Consider the following 25517-nt stretch of genomic DNA (forward strand, 5'->3'; position numbering starts at 1 on the left):
CACCGTGACGGTGCCGGAGGCTCCGCGTAGCGTCGCTCGCGGGCCGTCCGGCCCCTGAACGGAGGGACTCCCGATGACTCCGGAGGACACGACCACGACGGCCCCGCGGCCCCGCTCCCTCTGGCGGGCGGGCGCGGCTCCGATCCCCTCCGACGAGTTCGTGCCGGGCGCGCACTACGACGACGTCGTGGTCGGCGCCGGGCTCACCGGGCTGGTCACCGCGCTCCTCCTGCAGCGGACCGGCCGGCGCGTGCTGGTGCTGGAGGCGCGGGAGGTCGGCGCCGTCACGACCGGGAACACGACGGCGAAGCTCAGCCTCCTGCAGGGAGCGCACCTCTCCCGGATCTCGGAGCGCAACATCCCCGCGGTGACCGAGGCCTACGTCGCGGCGAACCTCGCGGGCTTCCGCTGGCTGCTCGACTACTGCGAGGGCGCGGGCGTGCCGGTGCAGAGGCGCACCGCCTACAGCTACGCGCAGACGCCCGAGGGCGTGGACGCCGTCCTGAAGGAGCACGCGACCGCGCGCCGCTTCGGCCTCGCGACCCGCCTCGTCGGCGAGCTCGACGTGCCGTTCCCCAGCACGGCGGCCGTCGCCCTCGACGACCAGGCCCAGTTCGACCCGATGGACGTCCTCACGGCGCTCGCCGCCGACTTCCGCGCCGCCGGGGGCACGCTGGTCCAGGGCGTCCGGGCCCTCGGGATGCGAGCGACCGCTCCCGTCCGGGTCCGCACCAGCGCGGGCCCGGTGACCGGGGACCGGGCCTACCTGCTCACGGGGGCGCCGATCCTCGACCGCGGCCTCTACTTCGCCAAGATCGCCGCGCTGCGCTCGTACGCTGTCGCGTTCCGCACCGACGCGCCGATCCCCGACGGCATGTACCTCTCGGTCGACGAGCCGTCCCGCTCGGTGCGCGACGCCGAGCGCGACGGCGAGCGGCTCCTCCTGATCGGCGGCAACGGCCACCCCGTGGGGCGCAGGCCCGTCACCTCGGAGGCGGTGGACGACCTGGTCGCCTGGACGCGGCGGTCCTTCCCGGGGGCGGAGCCGGTCGCGCAGTGGAGCGCCCAGGACTACGAGCCGTTCCACCGCGTGCCGTTCGTGGGCTGGCTGCCGCGGGGCCGCGGACGGATCTTCCTGGCGACCGGCTACGACAAGTGGGGGATGACCAACGCGGTGCAGGCCGCGATGACGCTCGTCGCCGACCTCGAGGGCAGGACGCCGGCCTGGGCGAGGACGCTGCACCGCCGGCCCACGCTGCCGCGGGTGATGGCGGAGGGGCTCGGCGCCGGGCTGGCGGTGGGCGCCTGGTACGCCCGCGGCTGGTCGGCAGTGCTCCGCGCGCCCCGGTCGGCCGGGGTGGTGCCGGCGGAGGGCCAGGGCTCGCTCGCCCGCGACGGCCTGCAGCCCGTCGCGGTCTCCACCGTGGAGGGGAGGCGCTGCGCGGTGTCGGCGGTGTGCCCGCACCTGGGCGGGATCGTCACCTGGAACGACTCGGAGCGCAGCTGGGACTGTCCGCTGCACGGCTCTCGCTTCGCAGCCGACGGGACGGTGCTGGAGGGGCCGGCGGTCGAGCCGCTCGCCCCGCTGCGCTAGTCCGGCCGTCGGCTCCGCGGAGCCGAGCCGACGGCCGGCCCCGCAGAGCAGGCGGCTCAGTCCTCGTCCGCTCCGGGCTCCGCGACCTCGTCGCCGTCCGCGCCCGAGGCGTCGCCGGTCGTGTGCAGATCGGTGTCGCCCGGGATGCTGAAGTCGCTCAGCGGGTCCAGGGGCTTCTTGTCGTCGGTGTCGTCGCTCATGCCTGCCACCCTACGAGCGTCCGGCGAGGCGCTGCACCGCGGCGACCGGGATCGACAGCCACTCCGGCCGGTTGCGCGCCTCGTAGATCGCCTCGTAGACGGCCTTGTCGAGCTCGAACGCGTCGAGCACCGCCCGGTGCGCGGTGACCGCGTCGCCCGCCTGCTCGGCGTAGCCCTCGAGGAACGCGGCACGGCTCGCCGCCGCCCACGCCGCCCTCGAGGCGCCCGGCTCGGCCTGCTCGTGCGCACCCGCCGCGTAGTCGAAGGAGCGCAGCATCCCCGCCACGTCGCGCAGCGCCACGTCGGGAAGACGGCGCTCGTGCATGGGCCGCAGCGGCTCGCCCTCGAAGTCGAGGAGCACCCAGCCGCGATCGGGCACGGACAGGACCTGCCCGAGGTGGTAGTCGCCGTGGATGCGCTGGAGCCTCGGCCACGGAGCGGTCTCGGCGGCGCGGAACACGGCCTCGATCGCCTCCGAGTCCTCGGCGATCACGGGGACCTCGGCCGAGGCGATGCGCAGGCGACGGCGCATGGCCGCGACCATCCGCTCGACGACCTCGGACGTGGTGTCCTCGGTCGGCATGACCTCCGCCAGCGTCGCGTGCACCTCGGCGGTGGCGCGGCCCAGCTCGCGGGCGGGTCCGGTGAAGTCGGAGTCGGCGGCGACCGCCTCGAGGGCGACGCGCCACGCGTCCTGGACCCCGGGGAGGAACTCCTGCGCGAAGGCGAGGTGCCCGAAGGCGCGGCCCGTCTCCTCGCCCTCGTCGTCCCACTCGCCGGTCACGTTGCCGATCACGGGCGGGACGAGGGCGCTCCCGGCGGCGTTGAGCGCCGACTGCACCGTCACGTCCGGGTTGTCGCCGTGGTGGAGGGCGCGGAAGACCTTGACGATCACCGGGGTCGCGTCGGATCCGTCGTCGGCGGTGGTGCGGACGATCACCGAGGTGTTCGACTGCTCGCCGCTGAGCACCTTCGAGGACGCGAACGCCCCGATCGCGGCACCCGGTTGCCGGTGGCCCTCGGCGCGGGCGCCGCCCTGGGCGCCGTCCTCGTCGGAGCGGCCACCGTAGGCGATCATCCCGAGCAGGGCGCGGGCGAACACCGGGTCGCGCGGAGCGTCGTACACGTAGTGCGCGTCGTCGGAGTAGACGAGGGCGTCCTCGAGCCCGGGCACCGGAGCCGCGTGGACGGTCACCGGCACCTGGTACAGCACCGGGCTCGTGCCTGCCCGGTCGATGAAGAGGTGGTCCACCACCTCCGCCTCGCCGGGGTGCAGCGACCAGGCGCCGCGGACCTCCAGCTCGGGGCGCCGCCCCTTGCTCGCGTACCACCTCTGGTCCGCCACCCATGCGGCGATGCGGTCGATCGACAGGCCTGCGCTCATGCTCTTCCCTCCGTCGGCACCCCGAACCCTACTGGCCGCGGACGACGGGCGGAGGGGCTTGCGGCGGGGCGCTCAGGCCAGCTCGAGCACGTCCAGCGTCCAGGCGTACTCGAACGCGATCTCGCGCCAGCGCTCGTAGCGTCCGCTCACTCCGCCGTGTCCCGCTGTCATCTCGGTGCGCAGCAGCGCGGGAGCGCCGACCTCGCGGAGCCTGGCCACCCACTTCGCCGGCTCCACGTACAGCACCCGGGTGTCGTTGAGGCTCGTCGTCGCGAGGATCCGGGGGTACTGCACGCCCTCGCGGACGTTCTCGTAGGGCGAGTACGACTTCATGTAGGCGTAGACCTCGGCGTCGTGCAGCGGGTCGCCCCACTCGTCCCACTCGATCACCGTGAGCGGGAGCGACGGGTCGAGGATCGAGGTGAGCGCGTCGACGAACGGGACCTGCGCGAGGACGCCGGCGAACGCCTCCGGGGCGAGGTTCGCGACCGCGCCCATCAGCAGGCCGCCGGCCGACCCTCCCTGCGCGACCAGGCGGTCCGGAGTGGTGAAGCCCGCGTCGACCAGGTGCCGCGCCGCGGAGACGAAGTCGGTGAAGGTCGTCCGCTTCGCCAGCGTCTTCCCGTTCTCGTACCAGGAGCGGCCCATCTCCCCGCCGCCGCGGACGTGCGCGACGGCGAAGACGACGCCGCGGTCGAGCAGCGAGAGGCGCGCGATCGAGAAGCCCGGGTCGATGCTCGCCTCGTACGAGCCGTAGCCGTAGAGGAGGAGCGGCGCGGGGGCCGAGTCCGGATCGGCGGCGTCGCGGCGCCAGACGAGCGAGAGGGGCACCCGCGTGCCGTCCTCCGCCACGGCCCACTCCCTCCGCTGCACGTAGAGCGCGGGGTCGTAGTCGCCGAGCACCGGCTGCTGCTTGAGCACCGTGCGCTCGCCCGTCGCGACGTCGAGCGCGAGCACGGTCGAGGGGGTGACGAACGAGGTGTAGGCGAGGCGGAGGGAGGGCTGCTCCCACTCCGGGTTGCCCGCCAGGCCCGCGTCGTAGAGCGGCTCGTCGAAGACGATCTCCTCGAGCCGCGCTCCGGCGCCGTCCTCGCGGAGCAGCCCGAGCCGGGTGGCTCCGTCGGCCCGGTAGGAGACGACGACGTGCCCGGCGAAGGCGTCGACGCCCTCGATCCGGCGGCCCTCGCGGTGCGGCACCACCACGCGGCGCTCGCGGGCCCGGGCGTCGGCGTCGAGCGACAGGTCGGCCGGCTCCTCGACGATCTCGAAGTCGAGGGCGCCGTCGTTGTGCACGATCAGCAGGCGGTCGCGTCCGTCGACGACGGCGTGCTCGACCTCGTACTCCACGCCCTCGCGGCGCGGCCACACCGAGCGGAAGGAGCCGGTCGGGTCGGACGCGTCCAGCAGCAGGCACTCGCTCGTGATCTTGCTGCCGATCTCGATGACGAGGAAGCGGCGGCTGCGGGTGAGGCCCACGCCGATCCAGTAGCGCTCGTCGGGCTCGGCGAAGACGACCTCGTCCGGGGTCCCGGCGCCGACCTCGTGCCGCCAGATCGTGTCGGGGCGCCAGGACTCGTCGACGGTCGGGTAGAAGACGAAGCGCGCGTCGGCGCCGAAGGTCGCTCCGCCGCCGGTGCCCTCGATGACGTCCGGCAGATCCTCGCCGGTCTCGAGGTCGCGGATGCGGAGGGTGTAGCGCTCGTCGCCCTCGACGTCGGTGCCGAAGAGCAGCCGTCGGCCGTCGGCCGAGACGTCGAAGCTGCCGAGCGAGAAGAAGTCGTGCCCCTCCGCCTCCGCGTTGCCGTCCAGGACGACCTGCTCGCCCTCGAGCGGACCGCCCTCGGCGATCGACGGCGGCGTCCAGTCGTCCGGCCCGCTGATCGGCGCCCGGCAGTGCACGGCGTACTGGCGGCCCTCGTAGGAGCGCGAGAAGTACCACCAGGAGCCCTCCCGGACGGGCACCGAGAGGTCGGTCTCCTTCGTCCGCGAGCGGATCTCCTCGAACAGGCGCTCGCGCAGCGGAGCGAGAGGAGCCAGCACCGCCTCGGTGTACGCGTTCTCGGCCTCGAGGTGCGCGATCACCTCGGGGCTCTCCTTCTCGCGCAGCCACTCGTAGTGGTCGACCACCACGTCGCCGTGGTGGCGGCGCTCGAGGGGGACGCGGCGGGCGACGGGCGGAACGGGCGCGGTCATCGCTCCAGCCTAGGGCGAGGGCGCCCCTGGCCGCCCGGGGTGCCGCAGCGGCGCCGGGCGTGATCACAATGGAGCATGGCCAGCGGTGCGGAGAACGAGTCGGCGACGTCCCGGGCGGGCGGTGCGCGGAGAGTGCAGACCGAGGTCGAGCGCAAGTACGACGTCGACGCGGGCACCCGGCTGCCCGACCTGACCGGCACCGGGAGCGTCGCGAGCGTCCGCACCGAGGAGCCGGTGACCCTCCGCGCCGAGTACTTCGACACCGCCGAGCGCGCTCTGTCCCGGGCGCGGATCACGCTGCGCCGCCGCGAGGGCGGATCCGACCAGGGCTGGCACGTCAAGCTGCCCGGCTCCTCCGGCCGCACCGAGATCCACGCGGAGCTCACGGCCTCGCGCACGGTCCCGTCCGCCGTCCGCGAGCCGGTGCTCGGGCAGGTGGGGCGCGCGCCGCTCGAGCCGCTGGCGCTGCTCGAGACGGTCCGCTCGATCACCCGCGCCCTCGACTCCCACGGGCGGGAGCTCGCCGAGATCGCCGACGATCTGGTGACCGCGCGCGACCAGCGCACCGGCCGCGAGCGGCGCTGGAGGGAGTGGGAGGTCGAGCTCGTCGACGTCCCTGGGGACGAGGGCGAGCGGGTCCTCGACGCGATCGAGCAGCGCCTCCTCGCCGCGGGCGCCCGCCCGGCCGCCAGCGCCTCCAAGCTCGCCCGGGCCACCGGCGGCCCGATCGAGGAGGCGGTCCCGGATCCGCGGAACGGCGGGGAGGCGGCGCTCGCCGCGGTCCGCTCGCTCCTGCGCGAGCTGCGCGCCGTCGACCCGCGGGTGCGCCTCGAGGCCGACGACGCCCTGCACCGGATGCGCGTGCTCGCGCGCCGGCTCCGGTCCGTCCTCGCCGCCTCCCGCTCCGTGCTCGACCGTGCGGCGACCGACCCCGTGCGGGACGAGCTGCGCTGGCTGGGAGGGGTCCTCGGCGCGGCCCGCGACCAGGAGGTGCTCGCCGAGCGGTTCCGCACCTCCCTGGCGGCCGTCGAGGGCGCCCCGAGCACCCCCACCGCCCTGCTGGAGGAGATCGAGCACCGGCACGCCTCGGCGCTGCGCCGCGTCGACCGCACTCTGCGCGGCGGCCGCTACCTCGCGCTCCTCGCCTCGCTCGACGCCCTGCTCGCGGATCCGCCCCGCACCGCGCGGGCGGGCTCGAGCGCGACGGCGCTGGTGCGCCGCTCCGTCGCGAAGGACCTCGCGCGCATCTCCGCGGCGGGCTCCGCGGCGGCCGGCGGCTCGCTCGAGGCTCGTCACGACCTGCGGAAGGCGGCGAAGCGGCTCCGCTACACCGTGGAGGCGTGGCGGGCGGTCGTCCCCGAGGCCGTCGGCGCCCGGCGCCGCTCGCTCGCCGAGGCGGGCGAGGACCTCGCCGACGCCCTGGGGGAGGAGCGCGACGCGCTCGCCGCCCGTGCGCTGATCCTGAAGGAGGCCGATCGCAGCGGGGAGGGGGCCTTCGCGCTGGGGGTCGTCGCCGCCGAGGAGCGGCACCGCGCCAGGCGGGCCGCGAAGGCCGCGGAGAAGGCGGGGGACCGTCTGGGGTCGCTCTCGCGCTGACCGTGCGGCCCCGCGGTCGCTGTCAAGCCGACGGCCCGGTCACACGGACGAAATCCACGGCGGATAATGTGAATCATGCCTTCCGTCCGTGCTCTTCCGTCACCGCTCCTGCGCCCGCGCCACTTCGACCGCGACGACGTCGTGGTCCATGCCGGCCTGTTCTCGCTGGTGAACTCGAGTACGACGCCCCGCGCGGCCTGGACCGAGGACCTGATCGCCATCGGCGAGGTCCTCGATGCCGCCGAATTCCCCTACCGCCTCATCCGCGGCACCGACGGCTCGCCCTTCCTCGCGGTGGACCGCGTGCTCGGCGCCGAGCTGGCGACGCTGCTGGCGCGCGCCTTCGCGACCGAGCCCTTCTACGCCAAGACGGTCGACAAGCGGGGCACCCCGCCCCAGCTCCTGGCCGAGGGCGTGCTCGCGCCGTATCCGCGCGCCTCCGTCTTCAAGCTCTTCCGTCCGCGCGTCTCCTCCACGGGATCGCTGCGCTACGGCGCCCGCAGCGGCGTCCGCCTCGAGCTGTGGAAGGTGGGCGAGGAGGAGATCATCACTCCCGCCGAGAACGCGCTCATGCGCAACAGCCTCCCCGTCGCCGAAGCCATCGACGCCCACGTCGAGGCGTACGGCCGCACCTGGCCGACGTTCGAGGGCATGTTCGAGCCGCTCGTCAGCGACATCCGCTTCGAGGTCGACATCGTCTTCTCGTGGGTCGACGGCACCGACCTGGAGTTCCAGCGCGCCCGTGCGGCCCGCATGGCGAGCTACGTGGTGGGCGAGGGCGACGACGCTCCGGCGCGCTTCCGCCAGATCGACGAGCTCAAGTACGCCCTGCGCAGCGTCTACATGTACGCGCCGTGGATCCGGCACATCTACATCGTCACCGACTCCCCGCGCCCGCGCTGGCTGGACGAGCACCCGGACGTCACCCTCGTGCGCAGCGAGGACCACTTCCGCGACCTCTCGGTGCTGCCGACGCACAACTCCCACGCGGTCGAGAGCCAGCTGCACCGCATCCCGGGGCTGGCGGAGCACTTCCTCTACTCCAACGACGACATGTTCTTCGGGCGCCCGGTCGACCCGTCGATCTTCTTCTCGCCCGGGGGCATCACGAAGTTCATCGAGGCGACGACGCGCATCGGCATGGGCGACTCCAACGCCTCCCGCAGCGGCTTCGAGAACGCGGCCCGCGTCAACCGGCGCCTGCTCCGCGAGCGCTTCGGCGCGATGACGACCCGTCACCTCGAGCACGCCGCCACGCCGCTCCGCAAGACCGTGATGGCCGAGCTCGAGGCCGAGTTCGAGCCGGAGTTCACCGCGACCGCCGCGAGCCGCTTCCGCTCCGCGAGCGACGTCTCCGTCACCAACTCGCTCTACCACTACTACGCGCTGATGACCGGCCGCGCGGTCGTGCAGGAGAACGCCTCGGTGAAGTACGTCGACACGACGATGCACCAGGGGCTGAAGGACATGCGCAAGCTCCTCAAGAACCGCGGAGTCGACTTCTTCTGCCTCAACGACGGCAGCTTCCCCGAGATCTCGGCGGAGGCGCGCACCAAGGCCGTCATCGGGTTCCTCGAGGAGTACTACCCGATCCCGGCTCCGTGGGAGCGCGAGGACTGACCGTGGGCTGGGCCGTCGGGGGAGCGGTTGCCGGGCTGCTTCTCGGCCTGGCGAGCTCGCTCGTGTTCCCGGGCATCGGAGTGGGAGCGGGCGTCGGCGTGGGCGTCGCGCTGGCCGCGGCGCTGGCGTTCGCCGGATGGCTGTTCGCGCGGGACCGCGCCGGCGGGCGCTGATACCGCCGGCCGTGTCCGAGGACGCGGTCGACGCGGCGCCCGGAGGCGTCGGGGCGACCCCGACGCCCCGTCGCGTCGCTACGCGCTGACGCCCACCGGCTCCACGAGCGGCGGGTACAGCGCCTCGTCGCGCGCGACCGGAGCCGCCGTCGCCGCGGCGATCTCGACGCCGCGGTCCGCGAGGATCCGCTGCGTCTCGTCCGCCGAAACGTACGACACCTCGGTCGAGGCGCCGATCGGCACCACCGAGTGCAGCACCGTGCCGTCGTAGACGTGGATCAGGTTGAACGCCTGGGCGCCGTTGCGGGCGCGTGTCGCGCCGACCGGCACGTTGAGGTCCTGGGTGTAGCAGGTGGCCGACGCGACCGAGACCGGGATGCCGGCGAACATCGCCGTCGACGAGTAGTGCAGGTGGCCCGCGATGATGCTGCGGACGTCGGAGCCCTCGAGCACCTCCGCGAGGGCGGGCTGGTCGCGCAGCTCCACGAGGACCGAGAGGTCGAGCACGCTCGGCACCGGCGGGTGGTGCAGCGCGAGGATCGTGCCGTGCGGGGCCGGGCTGGAGAGCTCCTCCGCCAGCCAGTCGAGCTGCGCGTCCGAGATCTCGCCGTAGTGGGCGCCGGGCACGGTGGAGTCCAGCGCGATGATCCGGAGCCCGTTGACGTCGTGCACGCGGTCGACCGGCTGCGTGGTCGGGAGCTGGTCGAGCAGCCCCGAGCGGAACGCGCCGCGGTCGTCGTGGTTGCCCATCACCCAGATCACCTCGGCGCCGAGGCGTGCGGCCGCGGGCTCGACGACGGCGCGCAGCTTCGCGTACGCCTCCGGCTCGCCCTTGTCGGCGAGATCACCCGTGATGACGACGGCCTCCGGACGTCCGCCGGACGCCTCCAGCTCGTCGAACAGGAGCCGCAGCTGGGCCTCGCTGTCGACGTCGGAGCCGTACAGGCCGCCGTCTCCGGCGATGAAGTGGGTGTCGCTCAGGTGAAGGATGAAGTGGTTGGGCCGGGGGTACTCGGCCTGGCGGAGGGACATGATCCTCGGGTTCCACGATCGGCGGGAGCCGGATCACGCGACCCGGCGTCGGCACTTGCGCACTGCTCCAGCGGAGGCGACCCCGCTGCGATCAGTCCATCATCGCGGGGTGAACTCCGGGCCAACACCGGTCGGCGCGTCATCGAACGGTTCTCCCAGGTTGTGCCAGGGACGCCGCTCCGATGTCCTCCTCCGACCCGGCGGTCCCGACGCCGGGCTCAGAGCCGCGCGAGCAGGCGCGCGTAGAAGGCGATCGCGCGCTCGAACTGGTCGGCCTCGACCGACTCGTCGACCCCGTGGATCCCGAGCTGCTGCCGCGGGCTGATCTCGAACGGGATGAAGCGGTAGACGTGGTCGCTGATCGCGTGGAAGTGCCGCGCGTCGCTGCCGCCGGTCTGCACGTACGGAGCGACGACCGCCTCCGGGAACGACTCCTGCACGACCGCGCGGAGCAGGTCGTACGGCCCGCCGTCGCCGCGCTCGCCGGTGGGGGAGACGGGGGAGGGCTCGTGGGCGACCTTCACCTCGACCTCGACCTCCGGGTCGTCGATGACGGCGCGGATGCGCTCGACCACGCCCGCCACGGTGCCGCCCGGGTTGATCCGCACGTTCGCGGTGGCGCTGGCGCTGGAGGCGAGGACGTTCGCTCCGGTGCTGCCGCGCAGCTCGGTGATCGCGACCGTCGTCCGCAGCATCGCGGCCGAGCGGTTGGAGTGGGCGGCGAGCGCGCCGACGACGGCGTCCGGGTGCTCGTGCGGGCGGGCGTACCAGACGGCGTGGGCCGCGTCCGCGTGGTCGGCCGCCGCGCGCACCAGCTGGGCGATCGGCTCCGGGAGGGTCGAGGGGAACGGGTTCTCGGTCAGGCGGTGGATCGCCCTCGCGAGCCGCTGGGTGGCGAGCAGCCCGGGCGGGGGCGGCGGAGCGGAGGCGTGGCCGCCGACGTCGCGGCAGGTCAGCTCGAGGTTCATGATCCCGCGCTCGGTGACCCCGATCACGGCGAGGGGGGTCGTGACTCCGGGCAGGATGCCGCGCCGCACGTTCCCGCCCTCGTCGAGCACGAGGCGCGGGCGGACCCCGCGCGCGCCGAGCAGGGCGACGACCGAGGGGGCGCCGTCGCCCGCCGTCTCCTCGTTGTGCGTGGAGAGGAGGTACACGTCGTGCCGGGGCCGCTCGCCCCGCAGGACGGCCGCCTCGACCGCCTCGAGGAGGGCGACGAGGGAGCCCTTGTCGTCGAGGGCGCCGCGCGCCACGACGGAGGTGCGGCCGTCCGCGGCGACGACCGTCTCGGCCGCGAACGGGTCGTGCGACCATTCCGCCGCCGTCACGCTGACCACGTCGTAGTGGGCCATCAGCACGGCCGGCTCGCCAGGCTCCTCGCCCCGCCAGTGCCAGAGGAGGGAGTGGCCGGCGACGGTCTCGGACTCCAGCGCCGCGTGCAGCGCCGGGTAGAGCTCGGCGACGAGCTCCCGGAAGGCGTGGAAGCGGCTCCAGTCGGTCGCCGACTCGTCCGAGTGGGACACGGTGTCGACGCGCAGCAGGGCCTGGAAGCGCTCGAGCGCGGTCGTCGTCACCGGGCTAGCCTACGACGGCGGTGCCGGGCTCCCGGCCCGTCGGAGCGGAGGTGCGCGGTGGGGCTGCCCGAGGTCTGCGTCGTCTACGTCCTCCGCGACGGCCCGCGGGGCGCGGAGGTGCTCCTCGGCTGCAAGCGCAGGGGCCTCGGCGAGGGCCGCGTGGTCGCCCCCGGCGGCAAGCTCGAGCCCGGGGAGTCGCCCGTCGACGCGGCCGTCCGCGAACTGCAGGAGGAGGCCGGGCTCGTCGCCCGAGCGGCCGATCTGGAGCCGCGCGGCGTGCTCGACTACTCCTTCCCGCACCGGCCGGCCTGGAGCCAGCGCTCGCACGTCTTCCTCTGCCGCCGCGTCACCGGCGAGGTCACCGAGTCGAGCGAGCTCGCCGCCGCCTTCGTCCCGGTCGAGGAGGTGCCGTTCGAGCGGATGTGGGATGACGCCCGCCTCTGGCTGCCGGGCGTGCTGCGCGGGGGCGCGCCCGTGCGCCTCCGGGTCGAGTTCGGCGCCGACCTCGCGAGCGTGGCCTCGTGGGGGCCGGCCGACGCTCAGACGAACGTTCCCGCCACCAGCAGCGCCAGCAGCGAGATCACCGAGGCGATCGAGAGCGTCAGCGAGTAGGCGGTGAACGTGCCCCGCACGGTGAGGCCGAGCACGGACTTGAAGAGCCAGAACGCGTTGGCGTTGACCATCCCGAGGAAGAGCGCGCCGGAGCCGGCGGCCAGGGCGATCAGCGCCGGGTTCACGTCGAGCACGGGGATCAGCGGGGCGACGATGCCGACCGCGGTGATCGCGGCCGTCGAGACCGAGCCGATCGCCGCGTGCAGCACGGCCGCGACGACCCAGGTGAGCAGGATCGGCGAGAGGGCCCGCCCGTCGAAGGCGCCGGCGAGCGCGTCGCCGACCCCGGTTCCTCCGACCACGGCGGCGAGGCTGCCGCTGACCCCGGTCAGGACGACGATCGGGCCGCTGCGGGTCAGTGCTCCGCCCAGTGCCGTGGCCACGGCGCCCTTCGGGAGCGTCCGCAGTGCCGTCGCGTAGGCCAGCACCAAGCCGGCCAGCAGCGCGATGTGCGCGTCGCCGAGGAACCGCAGGAGGGGGACGTCGAGCTCGGCCAGCTGGGTGAGCGAGTTCGCGGCGATCAGCACGATGGTGAGGGCGATCGGAGCGACGGCCAGCGCGAGCGGCACCCGCCGCGTCGCGAGCGCCGTGCCTCCCGTGGCCGCGCCCGCCTCGGGCTCGAGAGCGGGCCCCGGGACCGCCCCGCCCTCGAGGTCGCGCTCGTCCCGCCAGCCGCCGCGCTTCACCAGGGCGCTGTACACCAGCACGGTCAGCACGATGGTGACGATGCCCAGCGGGGCGCCGATGGCGACCATCGACGGCAGGGGAGCGCCCGCGATGCCTGCCGTGGCCAGCGCGGCGGCTCCGGGGACGACGAAGACCACGCCCACGATCATCCCGACGATGGAGGAGCCGGCCAGCAGCCCGTAGCCACCGGCACCGAGCCCCCGCGAGGCCAGACGAGTCAGCGGTGCGCTCATCACGACCAGCACGTCGGAGTAGATCGAGGGGAAGGCGACGCCCAGGGTCAGCGCGTAGGCGACCGGGAGCGCGCGCCGACCGAAGCGCTTCACGAGCCAGCGGGCGAGCAGCGGGGCCACGCCCAGCGCCTCCAGGAGCGATCCGAGCAGCAGGCCGAGCGCGATCAGCAGGCCGATGTCGCCGAGGACCGCGCCGAATCCGGACGTCATCGCGGTCACCGTCCCCTCGCCGCCCTGCCCCGAGACGAGGCCGAGCCCGAGGGCCGAGACGAGGAGGGCGATCACCGGCTCGACCTTCAGCACGACGATCAGGACCACGACGGCCACGATCGTGAGCAGGATGAGGAGCACGGGCCAGTAGTCGGTCATGGGCGGTCCTTCTGTCGAGGAGCGGGAGGGCCCGGAGACCGGGTCGCCGCGAGCCGTCCAGCCCCGGCCGTGGTGCGCCGCCAGACGGACGATCGCGCGGATCCGCGGAGCCGGGAGAACGCCGCGGAGACGCGGCGCGTCAGCGGAACATACCGATCCCCGACCCTGCTCCCCGACGTCGACGACTTCTTTCGTCATGCAGCGTCGCGAACACGCGGGCCGGATGCGCACCCTGCTACTTTCACCGGGCAGACGTCCTCGGGGGGAGGACGCAGCCGCATCTCTCCTCCGTGGTCACCCGCATCCGGACGGCCTCCGCCGTCCGACCCGCCAGGCGCCCTCCGTGGGGCGCCGCCGTCAGCGGGCCACACGACAGCGACGCGATCCGGCCCCGCCCGGACGCGCCCGAGCGCAGCAGGAGCACTACCCATGACGGCACAGATCATCGACGCGACCGATCTCGACGAGCTCCGGCGCGTCGGGCAGGAGCTCCGCGAGGGCGCGACCGTCATCGCGCAGACCGACACGAACTACGGCGTGTTCGCCAGCCCCTTCTCGCGCAGCGCCTGCTTCCGCCTCTACGACATGAAGAAGCGGGACGGCGCGAAGCCGCTCACCCTCTTCGTCTCCGCGCCCCGCGACTGGGCGACCTGGGCCTTCGCCCCGGAGACGGCCGACATGGACGCGCTCGTCGCAGCGTTCTGGCCGGGGCCGCTGAACGTCATCCTGCGCCGCAAGCCCGTCGTCCCGGACTGGGTCACCTCGGGCCAGGACACGGTGTCGGTCGTGCACAACCTCAGCGCCCCGATCAACCTGCTCTCGATATTCGCGGGCCTGCCGCTCGCGGCCACCTCCGCCAACATCAGCGGCACGGTGTCGACCGGACTCGTCGACTTCGACCTCGCCGCGGAGCACCTCGGCGGCGACAGCGACTACCTGATCCGCAGCACCACCGCCCCCGACTCCACGATGAGCAGCACGATCGTCTCCCTCGTGGGCGGCGCGTCGATCGTCCGTCAGGGCGACGTGGGCGCCGACGCACTGCGCGTCGTCGTGCCCTCCCTTGTCTGACCTCGGGCGCGGGGACGCCCCGCGCGGCCGCAGCGCCGCCGGGCTGATCACGGTCTACCGGATCGTCTCGCGCGCCTACTTCCACCTGCCCGTGGTCGCGGTGTTCCTGCTGGCGCGGGGCTACCCGATCCTGGCCGTGGCGCTGCTGCTGGCGCTCTACGGAGTGGTGGCGGCGCTCGCCGACGGCCCGCTCTCGCCGCTCACACGCCGCCTGTCCTCGGCGGGCGCGCTCGTCGTCGGCGAGGGCGTGAAGGCACTGGGCCTCGTCGTGATCGTGCTGGACGCGGATCCGGTCGCCGTCGTGATCAGCCAGCTGCTCGCCGGCTGCGGCTTCTCGCTGACGGCCGGGCGGGACGCCGCGCTGGCCTCCTCGCTGCGCGCCGGAGCCGATGCTCGCCGCCAGGAGACGCGGGTGCAGAGCGGAATGTTCCTCGCCTCCTTCGGCGCGGGAGTGCTCGGGGCCGCCTCGCTCGCGCTCTGGGACCGGCTGCCGTTCCTCCTCAGCGCGCTCGTGTCGTGCGCCGCGCTGGCCGTGGTGCTCCTTGCCCGCCTGCCGCTCGGCGCGAGCGCCGCCTCGGGAGTGGCGGCGCGCGCCGTGCGGCCGGCCGTCCTGCCCGCCGCGGTGCGCTTCTGGTCCCTCTACTACTCCGTGAACCGCGCCGTCCTGCTCGCCGCTTACACCTTCGTGATCCCGCTGCTGCTGTTCCAGGAGCTGCGTCTGACGCTGCCCGCGTTCGGCCTGGTGCTCGGCCTCTACACGCTCGCCGGCCTGGCCGCCGCCCGGCTCTCGCCGCTCATCGCCGGCACGCCCCTGGTCTTCCGGCTGACGGCGCTCACCCAGGTGCTGGGCCTCGCCCTGACCACCCTCGGGGTGCTCGGCGCCGCGATCGCCGGACTGGCCCTGCTCGGGATCGCGGGCGGCTTCGTGCGGCCCGCGACGATGATCGCCCTGGCGCCGGCGATGAACGGGCTCGAGGACGGCGCCCGGGTCGCGGTGATGCGCGGACTGGAGCGCAACCAGGGGATCCTCCAGGCCGTCCTGCTCGTCGGCGCCGGGATACTCGTCCCCCTCACGGGAGGGACCGCGCCGACCCTCATCGTCCTCGTCGTCCTCGCGGTCCTCGCGCAGACGATCGGGGCCGTCTCGATGCGACGACAGGAGAGGAGGGCCGTCACCGCGGAAGCGGAGTGACAGAGGAAGTCCGGGAAGAGCCCGCCGGCGGCGTCCCTCATCCACGTGCAAGGAGTGAAGCAATGCAGCCCATCTACACGTTCTCCGATTCCGACAGATCGACCCTCCAGCAGTCGCTGCTGGCGGTCGCCATCGACCCCTACAAGGACTACGACCGCTTCCGCGACGCGATCGCCGCGCTGATCGACAGCGGCGACGTCCCGCAGGGCTTCGTCGACGCGCTCGCCCGCATCCGGCGCGAGCGCGACGAGAAGATCACCTACGCGCACCTGATCTCGAACAACCCGGTCGACGACGAGATCCCCTGGCTCGACCAGGACGACGCGCTCGAGGACAAGTACCGCAAGAAGCTGACGTTCGTCGGCGAGGGCCTGCTCGAGCTGCAGTCGCAGTACCTCGGCTCGCCGCTGCTCGCGTACGCCACCCGCAACAACGGCGACTTCTTCCAGGACGTCTACGCCGACAACCGCTTCTCGAACACCCAGACGCAGAAGACCGACGGCGAGCTGTACTGGCACAACGAGCGGACCGCGCACCCGGTGCGCGCCGACTTCATCTCGCTCCTGGGACTGCGCACGCCCGAGACCGACCTCGTCTACACGAAGTACGTCGACGGCCGCGAGATCCTGCGCTTCATCTCACCCGAGAACCAGGCGCTCCTGCGCGAGGCGGTCTACATCACCCCGTTCGACGAGCTCTCGCGCGCCCAGAACAAGAACCAGATCGTGTCGGACCAGCACGCTCTGCTCGAGAACGAGCACAGCTTCCGCTACTACGACACCCGGACGGTGCCGGCCGACCCGGACGACCTGCCGCACCTGTGGGCGCTCTGGCAGTTCCGCGATGCGCTCTCGAAGGTCAGCGAGCAGTACCACCGGATCCGCGACGCGGACCTGCTGATCATCGCGAACCAGGACGGCCTGCACAGCCGTCAGCTCGTCGACGTCCAGGACCGCGACAAGACCCGCTTCCGCTGGCTGCTGAAGACGTACTCGTTCCGCGAGGCGGCGACCGCGGACCGCCACTCCGACTACTGGCTCGACGGCGTCCGCGGCCGAGTCACCGACTGAGAGAGAAGGAGAACGACATGACCGATCTGACCAGGAGCACGCCCCCGCACCCGCTCGACTTCCTGCCCGCGACGGCGCCCCTGGAGGTGTCCAGCGACGACGTGACCGACGGCGAGCGGCTCGCCGAGGCCCAGGGGAGCGGCGACACCAGCCCGTCCCTGCGCTGGAGCGCCGGCCCCGAGGGCACGCAGTCGTACGCCGTGACCGTGTTCGACCCCGATGCGCCGACCCTCGGCGGCATCCACCACTGGGTCCTGGTCGACATCCCGAAGGAGGTCACCGAGCTGGCCGCCGGCTCGACGGAAGTGGGGCGCCCGGCGCTCAACGACCTCGGGTCGCTCGCCTACGCCGGTGCGGCCCCGCCGCCCGGTGACCGCCCGCACCGCTACCTCTTCACGGTGCACGCGCTCGGAGTGCCGACGCTGCCGGTCGACGAGTCGACTCCGGCCTCGCTGGTCGGCTTCCATCTGACCGTCAACACGCTCGCGCGAGGCTCGCTCACGGCCCTCGCCTGAGCCGTCCCGTCGGCGCGCGCGGCGCGGACGGGCGCGCACCGGGCACCGGAGTCGATCCGGAGCCCGGTGCGCGTCCGTTCGCGGCATCACCGCCGCGGACGACGGGAGGCGATCCGCTAGGCTTCCGCTCGGCCGGGGCCCCGCCCATGGCGTCTCTGGACACCACGAAAGGGAAAGAATGACCAGCACGACGGTGATCGAATGGCGTGAGCAGGCTCCTGCGGAAGCGGTGGACGCGCTCTACGCCCCCGGTGGACTGGTCGTCTGCGCGACCAAGGTCGGCTACATCCTGATGACGACCGACGGAGCGGGCCTCGAGCGCAAGTTCTCGGCCAAGCAGCGCAACCGCAACAAGCCGGGCGTCGTGCTCTGCTCCAGCATCGAGCAGCTCACCGAGCTCGCCGAGCTCAACGAGGAGGTCCTCGCCTTCTACCAGAAGCACTGGGACCAGGACGTCCTGCTCGGCTGCATCCTCCCGTGGAAGGCCGAGGCCGTCGACCTGATCGACGAGGACGCCCGCGAGCTGGTCCGCGACGGACGGGGCACCAGCTGCTTCGTCATCCGCTTCGGCCGCCCGGCCGAGCAGCTGGTCGCCACCATGTGGGAGCGCGACCGCACCCTCACCTTCGCCAGCTCGGCCAACCCCTCGGGCGTGGGCAACCGCGGCCGCGTCGCGAACATCGGCGAGCGGATCGAGAACGAGGCCGACGTCATCGTCTCGGCCGACTCCTACGTCTCCTCGATCCAGCCGGACAAGGACGAGGACTCCCGCCACGAGCAGGGCGTCATGGTCTCGATGGTGGACGCCTCGGGCGCCCTCATCCCGGTGCAGGGCGGCGAGCGCTCGATCACCCCGGGTCCCGTGCTCATCCGCCGCGGGCTCGACTACGAGCGCATCATGCTGAACCTCGCCGAGCAGTTCAACTCCTGGGACTACCGCCAGGGCGAGTACTACTGATCCGCTAGCGGATCGCGACGACGGCCGGGCCGGGGCTCGCCCCCGACCCGGCCGTCGTCGTCCCCGGCGTCAGAGCTCGAGCACGTCGCCGGGCTCGAGCGCGTGGTACTCCCCGCCCCCCTCGCGCACGGCCCAGCCGAGCCGGTCGTGGCCGAGCGCGCGTCCCGCCTCCGAGAGGACCTGCTCGTGGGTCGCGAAGGCGTGCCGCGGCGCGATCTCGAGCACGTAGTCCATCGCCTCGGCGATCTTCATCCACGGCGCGCCCGACGGGGCCGCGAGGACCTCGACGTCGACGCCCTCGGGGACGGTGAAGGAGTCGCCGGCGTAGTAGACGCGGCCGCTGACGAGGACGCCCACGTTGTCGATGACGGGGATGCTCCGGTGGATCACCGCGTGACGGGAGCCGAAGAAGCGCAGCTCGAACGGGCCCACCGTCACGACATCGCCGTCGGCGACCGTCTCGACGTCGAAGCCCTCGGCCGCGGCGGCGACCCCGGCCGGGCCGAGGATCCGGAGCGACGGGGCCGCGTCGCGCAGGCGCCGCAGCTGCTCCGGGGTCCAGTGGTCGGCGTGCTCGTGCGTGATCACCACGGCGACGGTCCCGGCCGTCCCCTCGACGGGCCGGGTGAAGGAGCCGGGGTCGAGGACGAGCCGGGCGCCGCCCTCCTCGATCAGGACGCTCGCGTGCTCGAGTTTCGTCAGTCTCATCCTCCGAGCCAACCGCGTCGGCGAGCGGCGGGCAAGGGCCTGCGGGTCGGCGAGCGGATCGGCGGGCCGCTCGATTTGCACGGATGCGGATCCGTGTGCAACACTCTTCGAGTTGCAAAAACGCGGCCCCATCGTTTAGCGGCCTAGGACGTCGCCCTCTCACGGCGGTAACGCGGGTTCAAATCCCGCTGGGGTCACCACGGCAACACGAGAAGAACCCCCGGTCATCCCGGGGGTTCTTCTCGTTTAACGCTCCGGTGTCCACCCCGGTCCGGCTTTCCCGCCCGCGGCGGTGCCCGGCCGGATCGGCGCTAGGATCGCATCCGCGAAGGGGAGTATCCCGACCTTTCCGCTCCCGTCAGTACGCACCGCCCCTGCGCGGCGCCGGGGCGGGACGGGTGACGCGGACCGGCACGGCCGTCCGCTCCCCGGGGAGAGACTTTCGGCCCCTCATCCACTCGGAAGGCCCCCATGCTCGATCTGCCCGTCTGGTTCGTGATCGGCTCGTTCGTCGTCCTGAGCCTGATCCTCGCCGCCGACCTGCTGCTGGTCTACAAGCGCCCGCACGTGCCGAGCCTGAAGGAGTCGGGGCTGTGGGTCGGCTTCTACGTGTCGCTGGCGCTCGTGTTCGCGCTGCTGATGCTGATCCTCGGCGGCGGCGAGCTGGCCGGCCAGTTCGTCGCAGGCTGGCTGACCGAGTACAGCCTCTCGGTCGACAACCTGTTCGTCTTCGTCATCATCATGGGCCGCTTCGCGGTGCCGGCGAAGCTCCAGCAGGAGGTGCTGATGGTGGGCATCATCATCGCGCTGGTCTTCCGCGGCGTCTTCATCCTGCTCGGCGCGCAGCTCATCGAGAGCTTCAGCTGGATCTTCTACCTCTTCGGCGCGTTCCTGGTCTACACGGCCTGGAACCAGGCGTTCGGCGCGGAGGACGAGGACGAGGGCACCGACAACCTGCTCATCCGGCTCCTGCGCCGCCGCGTCAAGATCTCGGACTCGTTCGACGGCTCCAGGATCCGCACCACGATCGACGGCACGCGCCACTTCACGCCGATGCTGATCGTGTTCCTCGCGATCGGCTCGACCGACCTGCTCTTCGCGCTCGACTCGATCCCGGCGATCTTCGGCATCACCGAGAGCCCCTTCATCGTGTTCACCGCGAACGTCTTCGCGCTGATGGGGCTCCGCCAGCTCTACTTCCTGCTCGGCGGGCTGATCGACAAGCTCGAGTACCTCAAGTACGGGATCGCGTTCATCCTCGCCTTCATCGGCGTGAAGCTCGTCCTGCACGCCCTGCACGAGAACGACCTGCCCTTCCTCAACGGGGGCGAGCCGGTGCCGGTGTGGGACATCGACACGATCACCTCGCTCGTGGTCATCGTGCTGAGCATGACCGTGGCGACGCTGGCGAGCCTGGCGAAGATGCGCCGCGAGCACCGCCACATCCAGCTGCACGACGGGCACCCCGAGGTCGTCGCGGACGACGCCCGGTCCTCCGCCGAGGAGAAGTGATCCCGCGATGACGACGACCACGGTCGACCTGCCCCAGGGGGCGCTGCGGCTCGCCGTCAGCAGCAGCACCGACGTCGGCGCCGTCCGCCGCGTCAACGAGGACGCCCTCCTCGCCGACGAGCTGCTCCTGGCAGTCGCGGACGGGATGGGCGGGCACGCACGAGGGGACCTCGCGAGCGCAGCCGCCGTCGAGGCGCTGCGCGAGAACCGGCCGACGAGCCTGGGTCCGGTGGACGCGGTGTTCGACCTGGTGGAGGGCGCCAACACGGCCGTGCGCGCGCTCGACGTGGGCGGTGCGCTCTGCGGCACGACGCTGACCGGGCTGATGCTCGTGCTCCCCGAGCCCGCGGGCCCGGCCCGCTGGGCGCTGTTCAACGTCGGGGACTCCCGCGTCTACCGCTGGGACGGTGCCGAACTCCAGCAGCTGACGGTGGACCACTCCGCCGTGCAGGAGCTCGTCTCGGCCGGCCTGCTCACCCCCGAGTCGGCGGAGTCGCATCCCGACCGCAACATCGTCACCCGCGCCCTCGGCGCCGACGAGGAGGTCGAGACGGACGTCTGGACGCTGCCCGTCGTGCCGCGCGCCAGCTACCTGCTCTGCTCCGACGGGCTGACGAAGGAGCTCTCCGACCAGCGGATCGCCGCCCTGTTCGCCCGCCGCGACTCCGGCGACCCTGCCGACCTCGCTCAGGCGCTCGTGCGTGCGGCGGTCGAGGCCGGCGGACGGGACAACGTCACCGTCGTCGTCGTCGACGCCGTGCTCGACGCCCGCGCCTGAGCCGGGCGACTCCGTGCCGCGCCCGCCCGGGAGGCGGGGGAGCGCGGTGCTATTCTCGGTCCATGCTGAGTGGCCCGCACCTCCTTCCGTGCCGCGACGAGACCTCGAACTGACGGCCTCCCTCGTCGCGGTGCCTCGCCCGGCCGAGCAGCGACTCCAGGAGGAGAAGGAACCGTCATGATCGAGACCACACCCGGCACAGCCGCGCCCGCGTCGAGTGGAGCAGGGACCGGCAGGAGAGCCGAGAAGCCGCGCACCCTCGCCGAGAAGGTCTGGGACGACCACGTCGTCGTCGCGGGCGAGAACGGCGCTCCCGACCTGCTCTACATCGACCTGCACCTGCTGCACGAGGTGACCAGCCCGCAGCCGTTCGACGGCCTGCGTGCCGCGGGGCGCCCGCTGCGCCGGCCGGACCTCACCATCGCCACCGAGGACCACAACACGCCGACCCTCGAGATCGGACGCCCCATCGAGGATCCGATCAGCCGCACCCAGATCGACGCGCTGCGCCGCAACGCCGGCGAGTTCGGCGTCCGCCTGCACTCCCTGGGCGACGTCGAGCAGGGCATCGTGCATGTCGTCGGCCCCCAGTTGGGCCTGACGATGCCCGGCGTCACGGTGGTCTGCGGCGACTCGCACACCTCCACGCACGGCGCGTTCGGCGCGATCGCCTTCGGCATCGGCACGAGCGAGGTCGAGCACGTGATGGCGACGCAGACGCTGCCGCTGCAACCCTTCAAGACGATGGCGATCACGGTCGAGGGCACGCTGAAGGAGGGGGTGACGGCCAAGGACATCATCCTCGCGGTCATCGCCCGCATCGGCACCGGCGGCGGCCAGGGCTACATCCTCGAGTACCGCGGCTCCGCGATCCGCGCGCTCTCGATGGAGGGCCGGATGACGATCTGCAACATGTCGATCGAGGCGGGTGCGCGGGCCGGCATGGTCGCGCCGGACGAGACGACCTTCGCCTACCTGCACGGCCGCCCGCACGCTCCGGCGGGCGAGGACTGGGACGCCGCGGTCGCCTACTGGCGGACGCTGCCGAGCGACGAGGGCGCCGTGTTCGACGCCGAGGTCGTGATCGACGCCGACGCGCTCGAGCCGTTCGTCACCTGGGGCACGAACCCCGGCCAGGGCGTCTCGCTCTCGCAGGCGGTACCGGACCCTGACGTCCTCGACGATCCGAACGAGCGCGCCAGCGCTCTGCGAGCGCTGGAGTACATGGCGCTGGAGCCCGGCACGCCGATGAAGGAGATCCCGGTCGACGTGGTCTTCATGGGCTCCTGCACCAACTCGCGGATCGAGGACCTGCGGGCCTTCGCTGCCGTCGTCGAGGGGCGCACCAAGGCCCCCGGCGTCCGCGTGATGGTCGTCCCCGGCTCCGCCCGGGTGCGGCTCGAGGCCGAGGCCGAGGGGATCGACCGGATCGTCACCGCGTTCGGCGCGGAGTGGCGCTTCGCCGGCTGCTCGATGTGCCTCGGGATGAACACCGACCAGCTCGTCCTGGGGGAGCGCGTGGCCTCCACGTCCAACCGCAACTTCGAGGGTCGTCAGGGCAAGGGGGCGAAGACCCACCTCGTCTCGCCCCTCGTCGCCGCGGCCACGGCCGTGCGCGGCACCCTCTCCAGTCCCTCCGATCTGGAGCCGGTCCGCGAGAGAGCAGGAGTCTGACCGTGCAGAAGTTCGAGACCGTCACCGCGATCGCCGCGCCCCTGAAGCGCGCCAACGTCGACACCGACCAGATCCTCCCCGGCATCTACCTCCGCCGCATCACGAAGACCGGCTTCGAGGACGCGCTCTTCCACGGCTGGCGGCAGGACGCGGACTTCGTCCTCAACCAGGAGCGCTACCGCGGCGCCGGCATCCTCGTCGCCGGCCCCGACTTCGCCATCGGCTCCAGCCGCGAGCACGCCGTCTGGGCGCTGCGCGACTTCGGCTTCCGGGTCGTCATCTCCCCCCGCTTCGGCGACATCTTCCGGGGCAACGCCGGCAAGCAGGGACTGCTCGCGGCCGTCGTCTCGGAGCCCGACGTCGAGCGGCTGTGGGAGATCATCGAGGGCACCCCGGGAATAGAACCGACGGTGGATCTGGTTGCGCGTACGGTCACCGCCGGTGGCGAGACCTTCGACTTCGAGATCGACGACTACACTCGATGGCGCCTGATCGAGGGCCTGGACGACATCGGCCTGACCCTGCGCGACGAAGCGCTCATTTCCGAATTCGAGACCCGCCGCGAGAGCTGGCGGCCCAAGACATTGCCGGTGAAATAGCGTGAACACACTTCTTCAGGACGCCAAGGCCCTGCAGGACGCCAAGGCGTCGGGAGCACGGGTGGGAATGACGACCGAGCGGATCACCATCAACGGCGGGCGACCGCTGGTGGGCCGGATCGAGCTCAAGGGGGCCAAGAACCTGGTCACCAAGGCGATGGTCGCGGCGCTGCTCGGCGAGACCGCCTCCACCCTCCGCGACGTGCCCGACATCAGCGACGTCCGCGTCGTGAAGGGCCTGCTCGAAGTCCACGGCGTCAAGGTGAAGCAGGGCGCCGAGGTGGGCGAGCTGATCCTCGACCCCTCCAACGTCGAGTCCGCGCACTTCGCCGACATCGACGCGCACGCCGGCTCCAGCCGCATCCCGATCCTCTTCTGCGGCCCGCTGCTGCACCGCCTGGGCGAGGCGTTCATCCCCGACCTCGGCGGCTGCCGCATCGGCGACCGCCCGATCGACTACCACCTCGAGGTGCTGCGCAACTTCGGCGCCGTCGTCGAGAAGCTGCCCTCGGGCATCCGGATGTCGGCACCCGAGGGCCTGCACGGCGCCAAGGTGTCGCTGCCCTACCCGAGCGTCGGAGCGACCGAGCAGGTCCTCCTGACCGCGGTGCGCGCCTCCGGCATCACCGAGCTCTCGGGCGCGGCGATCGAGCCCGAGATCATGGACCTGATCAACATCCTGCAGAAGATGGGCGCCATCATCTCGGTCGACACCGACCGGGTGATCCGCATCGAGGGCGTGGACCGGCTCACCGGCTACTCCCACCGCGCGCTCTTCGACCGCAACGAGGCGGCCTCCTGGGCGGCCGCGGCCCTCGCGACCGACGGCGACATCTTCGTCGGCGGCGCCCGCCAGCAGGAGATGACCACCTTCCTCAACGTCTTCCGCAAGGTCGGCGGCGCGTTCGAGATCGCCGAGGACGGCATCCGCTTCTACCACCCGGGCGGCGAGCTCAAGCCGGTCATCATCGAGACCGACGTGCACCCCGGCTTCATGACCGACTGGCAGCAGCCGCTGGTCGTGGCGCTCACGAAGGCCAAGGGCGTCTCGATCGTGCACGAGACCGTCTACGAGCAGCGCTTCGGCTTCGTCGACGCGCTCGTCGAGATGGGCGCGACCATCCAGATCCACCGCGAGTGCCTCGGCGGGCAGGCCTGCCGCTTCGGGCAGCGCAACTTCATGCACTCGGCCGTGATCTCGGGACCCTCGAAGCTGCACGGCGCCGACATCGTCGTGCCGGATCTGCGCGGCGGCTTCTCGCACCTGATCGCGGCGCTCTCGGCCGAGGGCACCTCGACGGTCTCGAACGTCGGCATCATCAGCCGCGGCTACGAGAACTTCCTCACCAAGCTCGAGCTGCTGGGCGCCGACTTCTCGCTCGACGCGTAGCCGCCCACCGGGACCCCGGTGCCGCTGAGGACGACCGTCCTCAGCGGCCCGGGGTCCTGTCGCGCCCGGGCGCGCCCCACGCGGGCGGTTCCGCGTCCTCCTCCAGGCGTCCCCGGATCCGCTTCTCGAGGAGCGCGAGCGTCGTCTCCGGCGCGGGACGGAGGCTCAGCGGTCCGGGCGACTCGACCAGGACCAGCGTGAGGCGTCCGCGCCGCGTGCCGGCCAGGACGACCTCGAGGGCCTCGCGCGGACGCAGGCCCACCAGCACCCACCGCCGCTCCAGCCGCGCGATCCGCGCCCAGGGCACGACGACGCCCCAGTCGCCGAAGGAGACGGTCAGTCCCCGGCGGCGCGGCACGACCACCGCGTAGGGCCGCAGCGTCGGCAGCGGGAACCGCGGCTCGACACGACGGAGGCCCGCTCCGAGCCGGCCGCGTCCGAGGACCGCGACGCCGCCGGTCGCCTCCGCCTCGACGTGGGCGAGCGGTGCCACCGCCACGCGCCAGAGGGCGTCGACCCCGCCGATCACGAGGGCGACGGCCGCCGAGCCGCCGACGAGGACCGCGAGCGTCAGCAGGAGGCCGTCGCCGAGCGCGGCCGCGTCGCGTCCGGCCTGCGTGGCGAGCAGCACGACTCCCCACACGAGCAGGAGCACCAGGCCGGACTGCGCGATCGGCGAGTCGGCGAGGCGGCCGAGCGCTCGGCCGACGGCGTCCCACGGCGACGGGCGGCGACGCGGACGGGGCGTGCCGGTACCGTACCCGGCGGCCGGGCCGCTCCTCCCAC

General features: G+C 72.8%; 23 protein-coding genes and 1 tRNA gene. 16 read left to right on the forward strand and 8 right to left on the reverse strand.

Features of this window, described 5'->3' with window-relative positions; genetic code table 11:
* Positions 1-73 precede the first annotated feature (73 nt).
* Positions 74-1594 (forward strand): FAD-dependent oxidoreductase, encoded by a 1521-nt coding sequence (locus C5D09_RS02110; RefSeq protein ID WP_104268500.1) that lies wholly within the window; start codon positions 74-76, stop codon positions 1592-1594.
* Positions 1595-1650: 56 nt separating this feature from the next.
* Here C5D09_RS02110 and C5D09_RS17330 read toward each other — a convergent pair whose 3' ends face one another.
* From C5D09_RS17330 to C5D09_RS02120, 3 genes are all read right to left on the reverse strand, one after another.
* Complete coding sequence (locus C5D09_RS17330; RefSeq protein ID WP_159914626.1) at positions 1651-1794, reverse strand: hypothetical protein; 144 nt, start codon at positions 1792-1794, stop codon at positions 1651-1653.
* 10 nt (positions 1795-1804) lie between these two features.
* Positions 1805-3178 carry a phosphotransferase gene (locus C5D09_RS02115; protein ID WP_104268501.1) on the reverse strand — a complete coding sequence of 458 codons (1374 nt, stop codon included), beginning with the start codon at positions 3176-3178 and terminating at the stop codon, positions 1805-1807.
* A gap of 72 nt (positions 3179-3250) precedes the next feature.
* Positions 3251-5371: a S9 family peptidase gene (locus C5D09_RS02120; protein WP_104268502.1), complete on the reverse strand. Its 2121-nt coding sequence runs from the start codon at positions 5369-5371 to the stop codon at positions 3251-3253.
* Between the two features lie 75 nt (positions 5372-5446).
* On the opposite strand from C5D09_RS02120, the gene C5D09_RS02125 reads away from it, so the two are divergent.
* From C5D09_RS02125 to C5D09_RS17335, 3 genes are all read left to right on the forward strand, one after another.
* Positions 5447-6967, forward strand: coding sequence for a CYTH and CHAD domain-containing protein (locus C5D09_RS02125; RefSeq protein ID WP_104268503.1), 1521 nt, complete (start codon positions 5447-5449; stop codon positions 6965-6967).
* Between the two features lie 75 nt (positions 6968-7042).
* The gene (locus C5D09_RS02130; RefSeq protein ID WP_104233778.1) at positions 7043-8587 is read left to right on the forward strand and encodes a stealth family protein; all 1545 of its coding nucleotides are present in this window, start codon (positions 7043-7045) and stop codon (positions 8585-8587) included.
* Between the two features lie 2 nt (positions 8588-8589).
* Positions 8590-8760: a hypothetical protein gene (locus C5D09_RS17335; protein ID WP_159939285.1), complete on the forward strand. Its 171-nt coding sequence runs from the start codon at positions 8590-8592 to the stop codon at positions 8758-8760.
* A 78-nt stretch (positions 8761-8838) separates the two neighbouring features.
* On the opposite strand, the gene C5D09_RS02135 is transcribed toward C5D09_RS17335, so the two are convergent.
* Both C5D09_RS02135 and C5D09_RS02140 read right to left on the reverse strand, forming a co-directional pair.
* Positions 8839-9792: a phosphodiesterase gene (locus tag C5D09_RS02135; RefSeq protein ID WP_104268504.1), complete on the reverse strand. Its 954-nt coding sequence runs from the start codon at positions 9790-9792 to the stop codon at positions 8839-8841.
* A gap of 218 nt (positions 9793-10010) precedes the next feature.
* Positions 10011-11363 carry a M20/M25/M40 family metallo-hydrolase gene (locus C5D09_RS02140; RefSeq protein WP_104268505.1) on the reverse strand — a complete coding sequence of 451 codons (1353 nt, stop codon included), beginning with the start codon at positions 11361-11363 and terminating at the stop codon, positions 10011-10013.
* Positions 11364-11420: 57 nt separating this feature from the next.
* Between C5D09_RS02140 and C5D09_RS02145 the strand changes: the two genes are divergently transcribed.
* A complete protein-coding gene (locus C5D09_RS02145) occupies positions 11421-11975 on the forward strand; it encodes an 8-oxo-dGTP diphosphatase (RefSeq protein ID WP_181133804.1) in 555 nt (184 codons plus the stop codon).
* On the opposite strand, the gene C5D09_RS02150 is transcribed toward C5D09_RS02145, so the two are convergent.
* Entirely contained in the window at positions 11903-13264 is a 1362-nt protein-coding gene (locus C5D09_RS02150) for a GntP family permease (protein ID WP_181028702.1), read from the reverse strand. The two genes, C5D09_RS02145 and C5D09_RS02150, sit on opposite strands and share 73 nt — an antisense overlap.
* Before the next feature lie 429 nt (positions 13265-13693).
* Here C5D09_RS02150 and C5D09_RS02155 point away from each other — a divergent pair, with 429 nt between their 5' ends.
* From C5D09_RS02155 to C5D09_RS02175, 5 genes are all read left to right on the forward strand, one after another.
* The gene (locus C5D09_RS02155; RefSeq protein ID WP_104225616.1) at positions 13694-14335 is read left to right on the forward strand and encodes an L-threonylcarbamoyladenylate synthase; all 642 of its coding nucleotides are present in this window, start codon (positions 13694-13696) and stop codon (positions 14333-14335) included.
* A complete protein-coding gene (locus tag C5D09_RS02160; RefSeq protein ID WP_104225617.1) occupies positions 14328-15527 on the forward strand; it encodes a hypothetical protein in 1200 nt (399 codons plus the stop codon). The genes C5D09_RS02155 and C5D09_RS02160 overlap by 8 nt, the downstream gene beginning before the upstream one ends.
* 62 nt (positions 15528-15589) lie before the next feature.
* The gene (locus C5D09_RS02165) at positions 15590-16597 is read left to right on the forward strand and encodes a TauD/TfdA family dioxygenase (RefSeq protein ID WP_104268507.1); all 1008 of its coding nucleotides are present in this window, start codon (positions 15590-15592) and stop codon (positions 16595-16597) included.
* A gap of 17 nt (positions 16598-16614) precedes the next feature.
* Positions 16615-17112, forward strand: a complete 498-nt coding sequence (locus C5D09_RS02170) for a YbhB/YbcL family Raf kinase inhibitor-like protein (protein ID WP_104223083.1) — start codon at positions 16615-16617, stop codon at positions 17110-17112.
* Between the two features lie 178 nt (positions 17113-17290).
* On the forward strand, positions 17291-18070 hold the full coding sequence (locus C5D09_RS02175; protein ID WP_104223084.1) for an L-threonylcarbamoyladenylate synthase: 780 nt from the start codon (positions 17291-17293) through the stop codon (positions 18068-18070).
* Positions 18071-18139: 69 nt separating this feature from the next.
* On the opposite strand, the gene C5D09_RS02180 is transcribed toward C5D09_RS02175, so the two are convergent.
* Positions 18140-18778: an MBL fold metallo-hydrolase gene (locus C5D09_RS02180; RefSeq protein WP_104246552.1), complete on the reverse strand. Its 639-nt coding sequence runs from the start codon at positions 18776-18778 to the stop codon at positions 18140-18142.
* A gap of 124 nt (positions 18779-18902) precedes the next feature.
* Here C5D09_RS02180 and C5D09_RS02185 point away from each other — a divergent pair.
* The 6 genes from C5D09_RS02185 to murA all read left to right on the forward strand — a co-directional run bounded on the left by C5D09_RS02185 (position 18903) and on the right by murA (position 24731).
* Positions 18903-18978, forward strand: a tRNA-Glu gene (locus C5D09_RS02185).
* Positions 18979-19249: 271 nt separating this feature from the next.
* A complete protein-coding gene (locus tag C5D09_RS02190; RefSeq protein WP_104223086.1) occupies positions 19250-20290 on the forward strand; it encodes a TerC family protein in 1041 nt (346 codons plus the stop codon).
* 7 nt (positions 20291-20297) lie between these two features.
* A complete protein-coding gene (locus C5D09_RS02195) occupies positions 20298-21068 on the forward strand; it encodes a PP2C family serine/threonine-protein phosphatase (protein WP_104223087.1) in 771 nt (256 codons plus the stop codon).
* Positions 21069-21245: 177 nt separating this feature from the next.
* Positions 21246-22742 carry a 3-isopropylmalate dehydratase large subunit gene (gene leuC / locus C5D09_RS02200; protein ID WP_104223088.1) on the forward strand — a complete coding sequence of 499 codons (1497 nt, stop codon included), beginning with the start codon at positions 21246-21248 and terminating at the stop codon, positions 22740-22742.
* Positions 22743-22744: 2 nt separating this feature from the next.
* Positions 22745-23341, forward strand: a complete 597-nt coding sequence (gene leuD / locus C5D09_RS02205; protein WP_104223089.1) for a 3-isopropylmalate dehydratase small subunit — start codon at positions 22745-22747, stop codon at positions 23339-23341.
* Positions 23342-23408: 67 nt separating this feature from the next.
* The gene (gene murA, locus C5D09_RS02210; protein WP_181067970.1) at positions 23409-24731 is read left to right on the forward strand and encodes a UDP-N-acetylglucosamine 1-carboxyvinyltransferase; all 1323 of its coding nucleotides are present in this window, start codon (positions 23409-23411) and stop codon (positions 24729-24731) included.
* A 40-nt stretch (positions 24732-24771) separates the two neighbouring features.
* Here murA and C5D09_RS02215 read toward each other — a convergent pair whose 3' ends face one another.
* The gene (locus C5D09_RS02215; RefSeq protein ID WP_104233771.1) at positions 24772-25386 is read right to left on the reverse strand and encodes a hypothetical protein; all 615 of its coding nucleotides are present in this window, start codon (positions 25384-25386) and stop codon (positions 24772-24774) included.
* Between the last annotated feature and the right edge of the window lie 131 nt (positions 25387-25517).

It is taken from the genome of Rathayibacter sp. AY1C9 (genome assembly GCF_002932315.1).
Taxonomy (GTDB): Bacteria; Actinomycetota; Actinomycetes; order Actinomycetales; family Microbacteriaceae; genus Rathayibacter.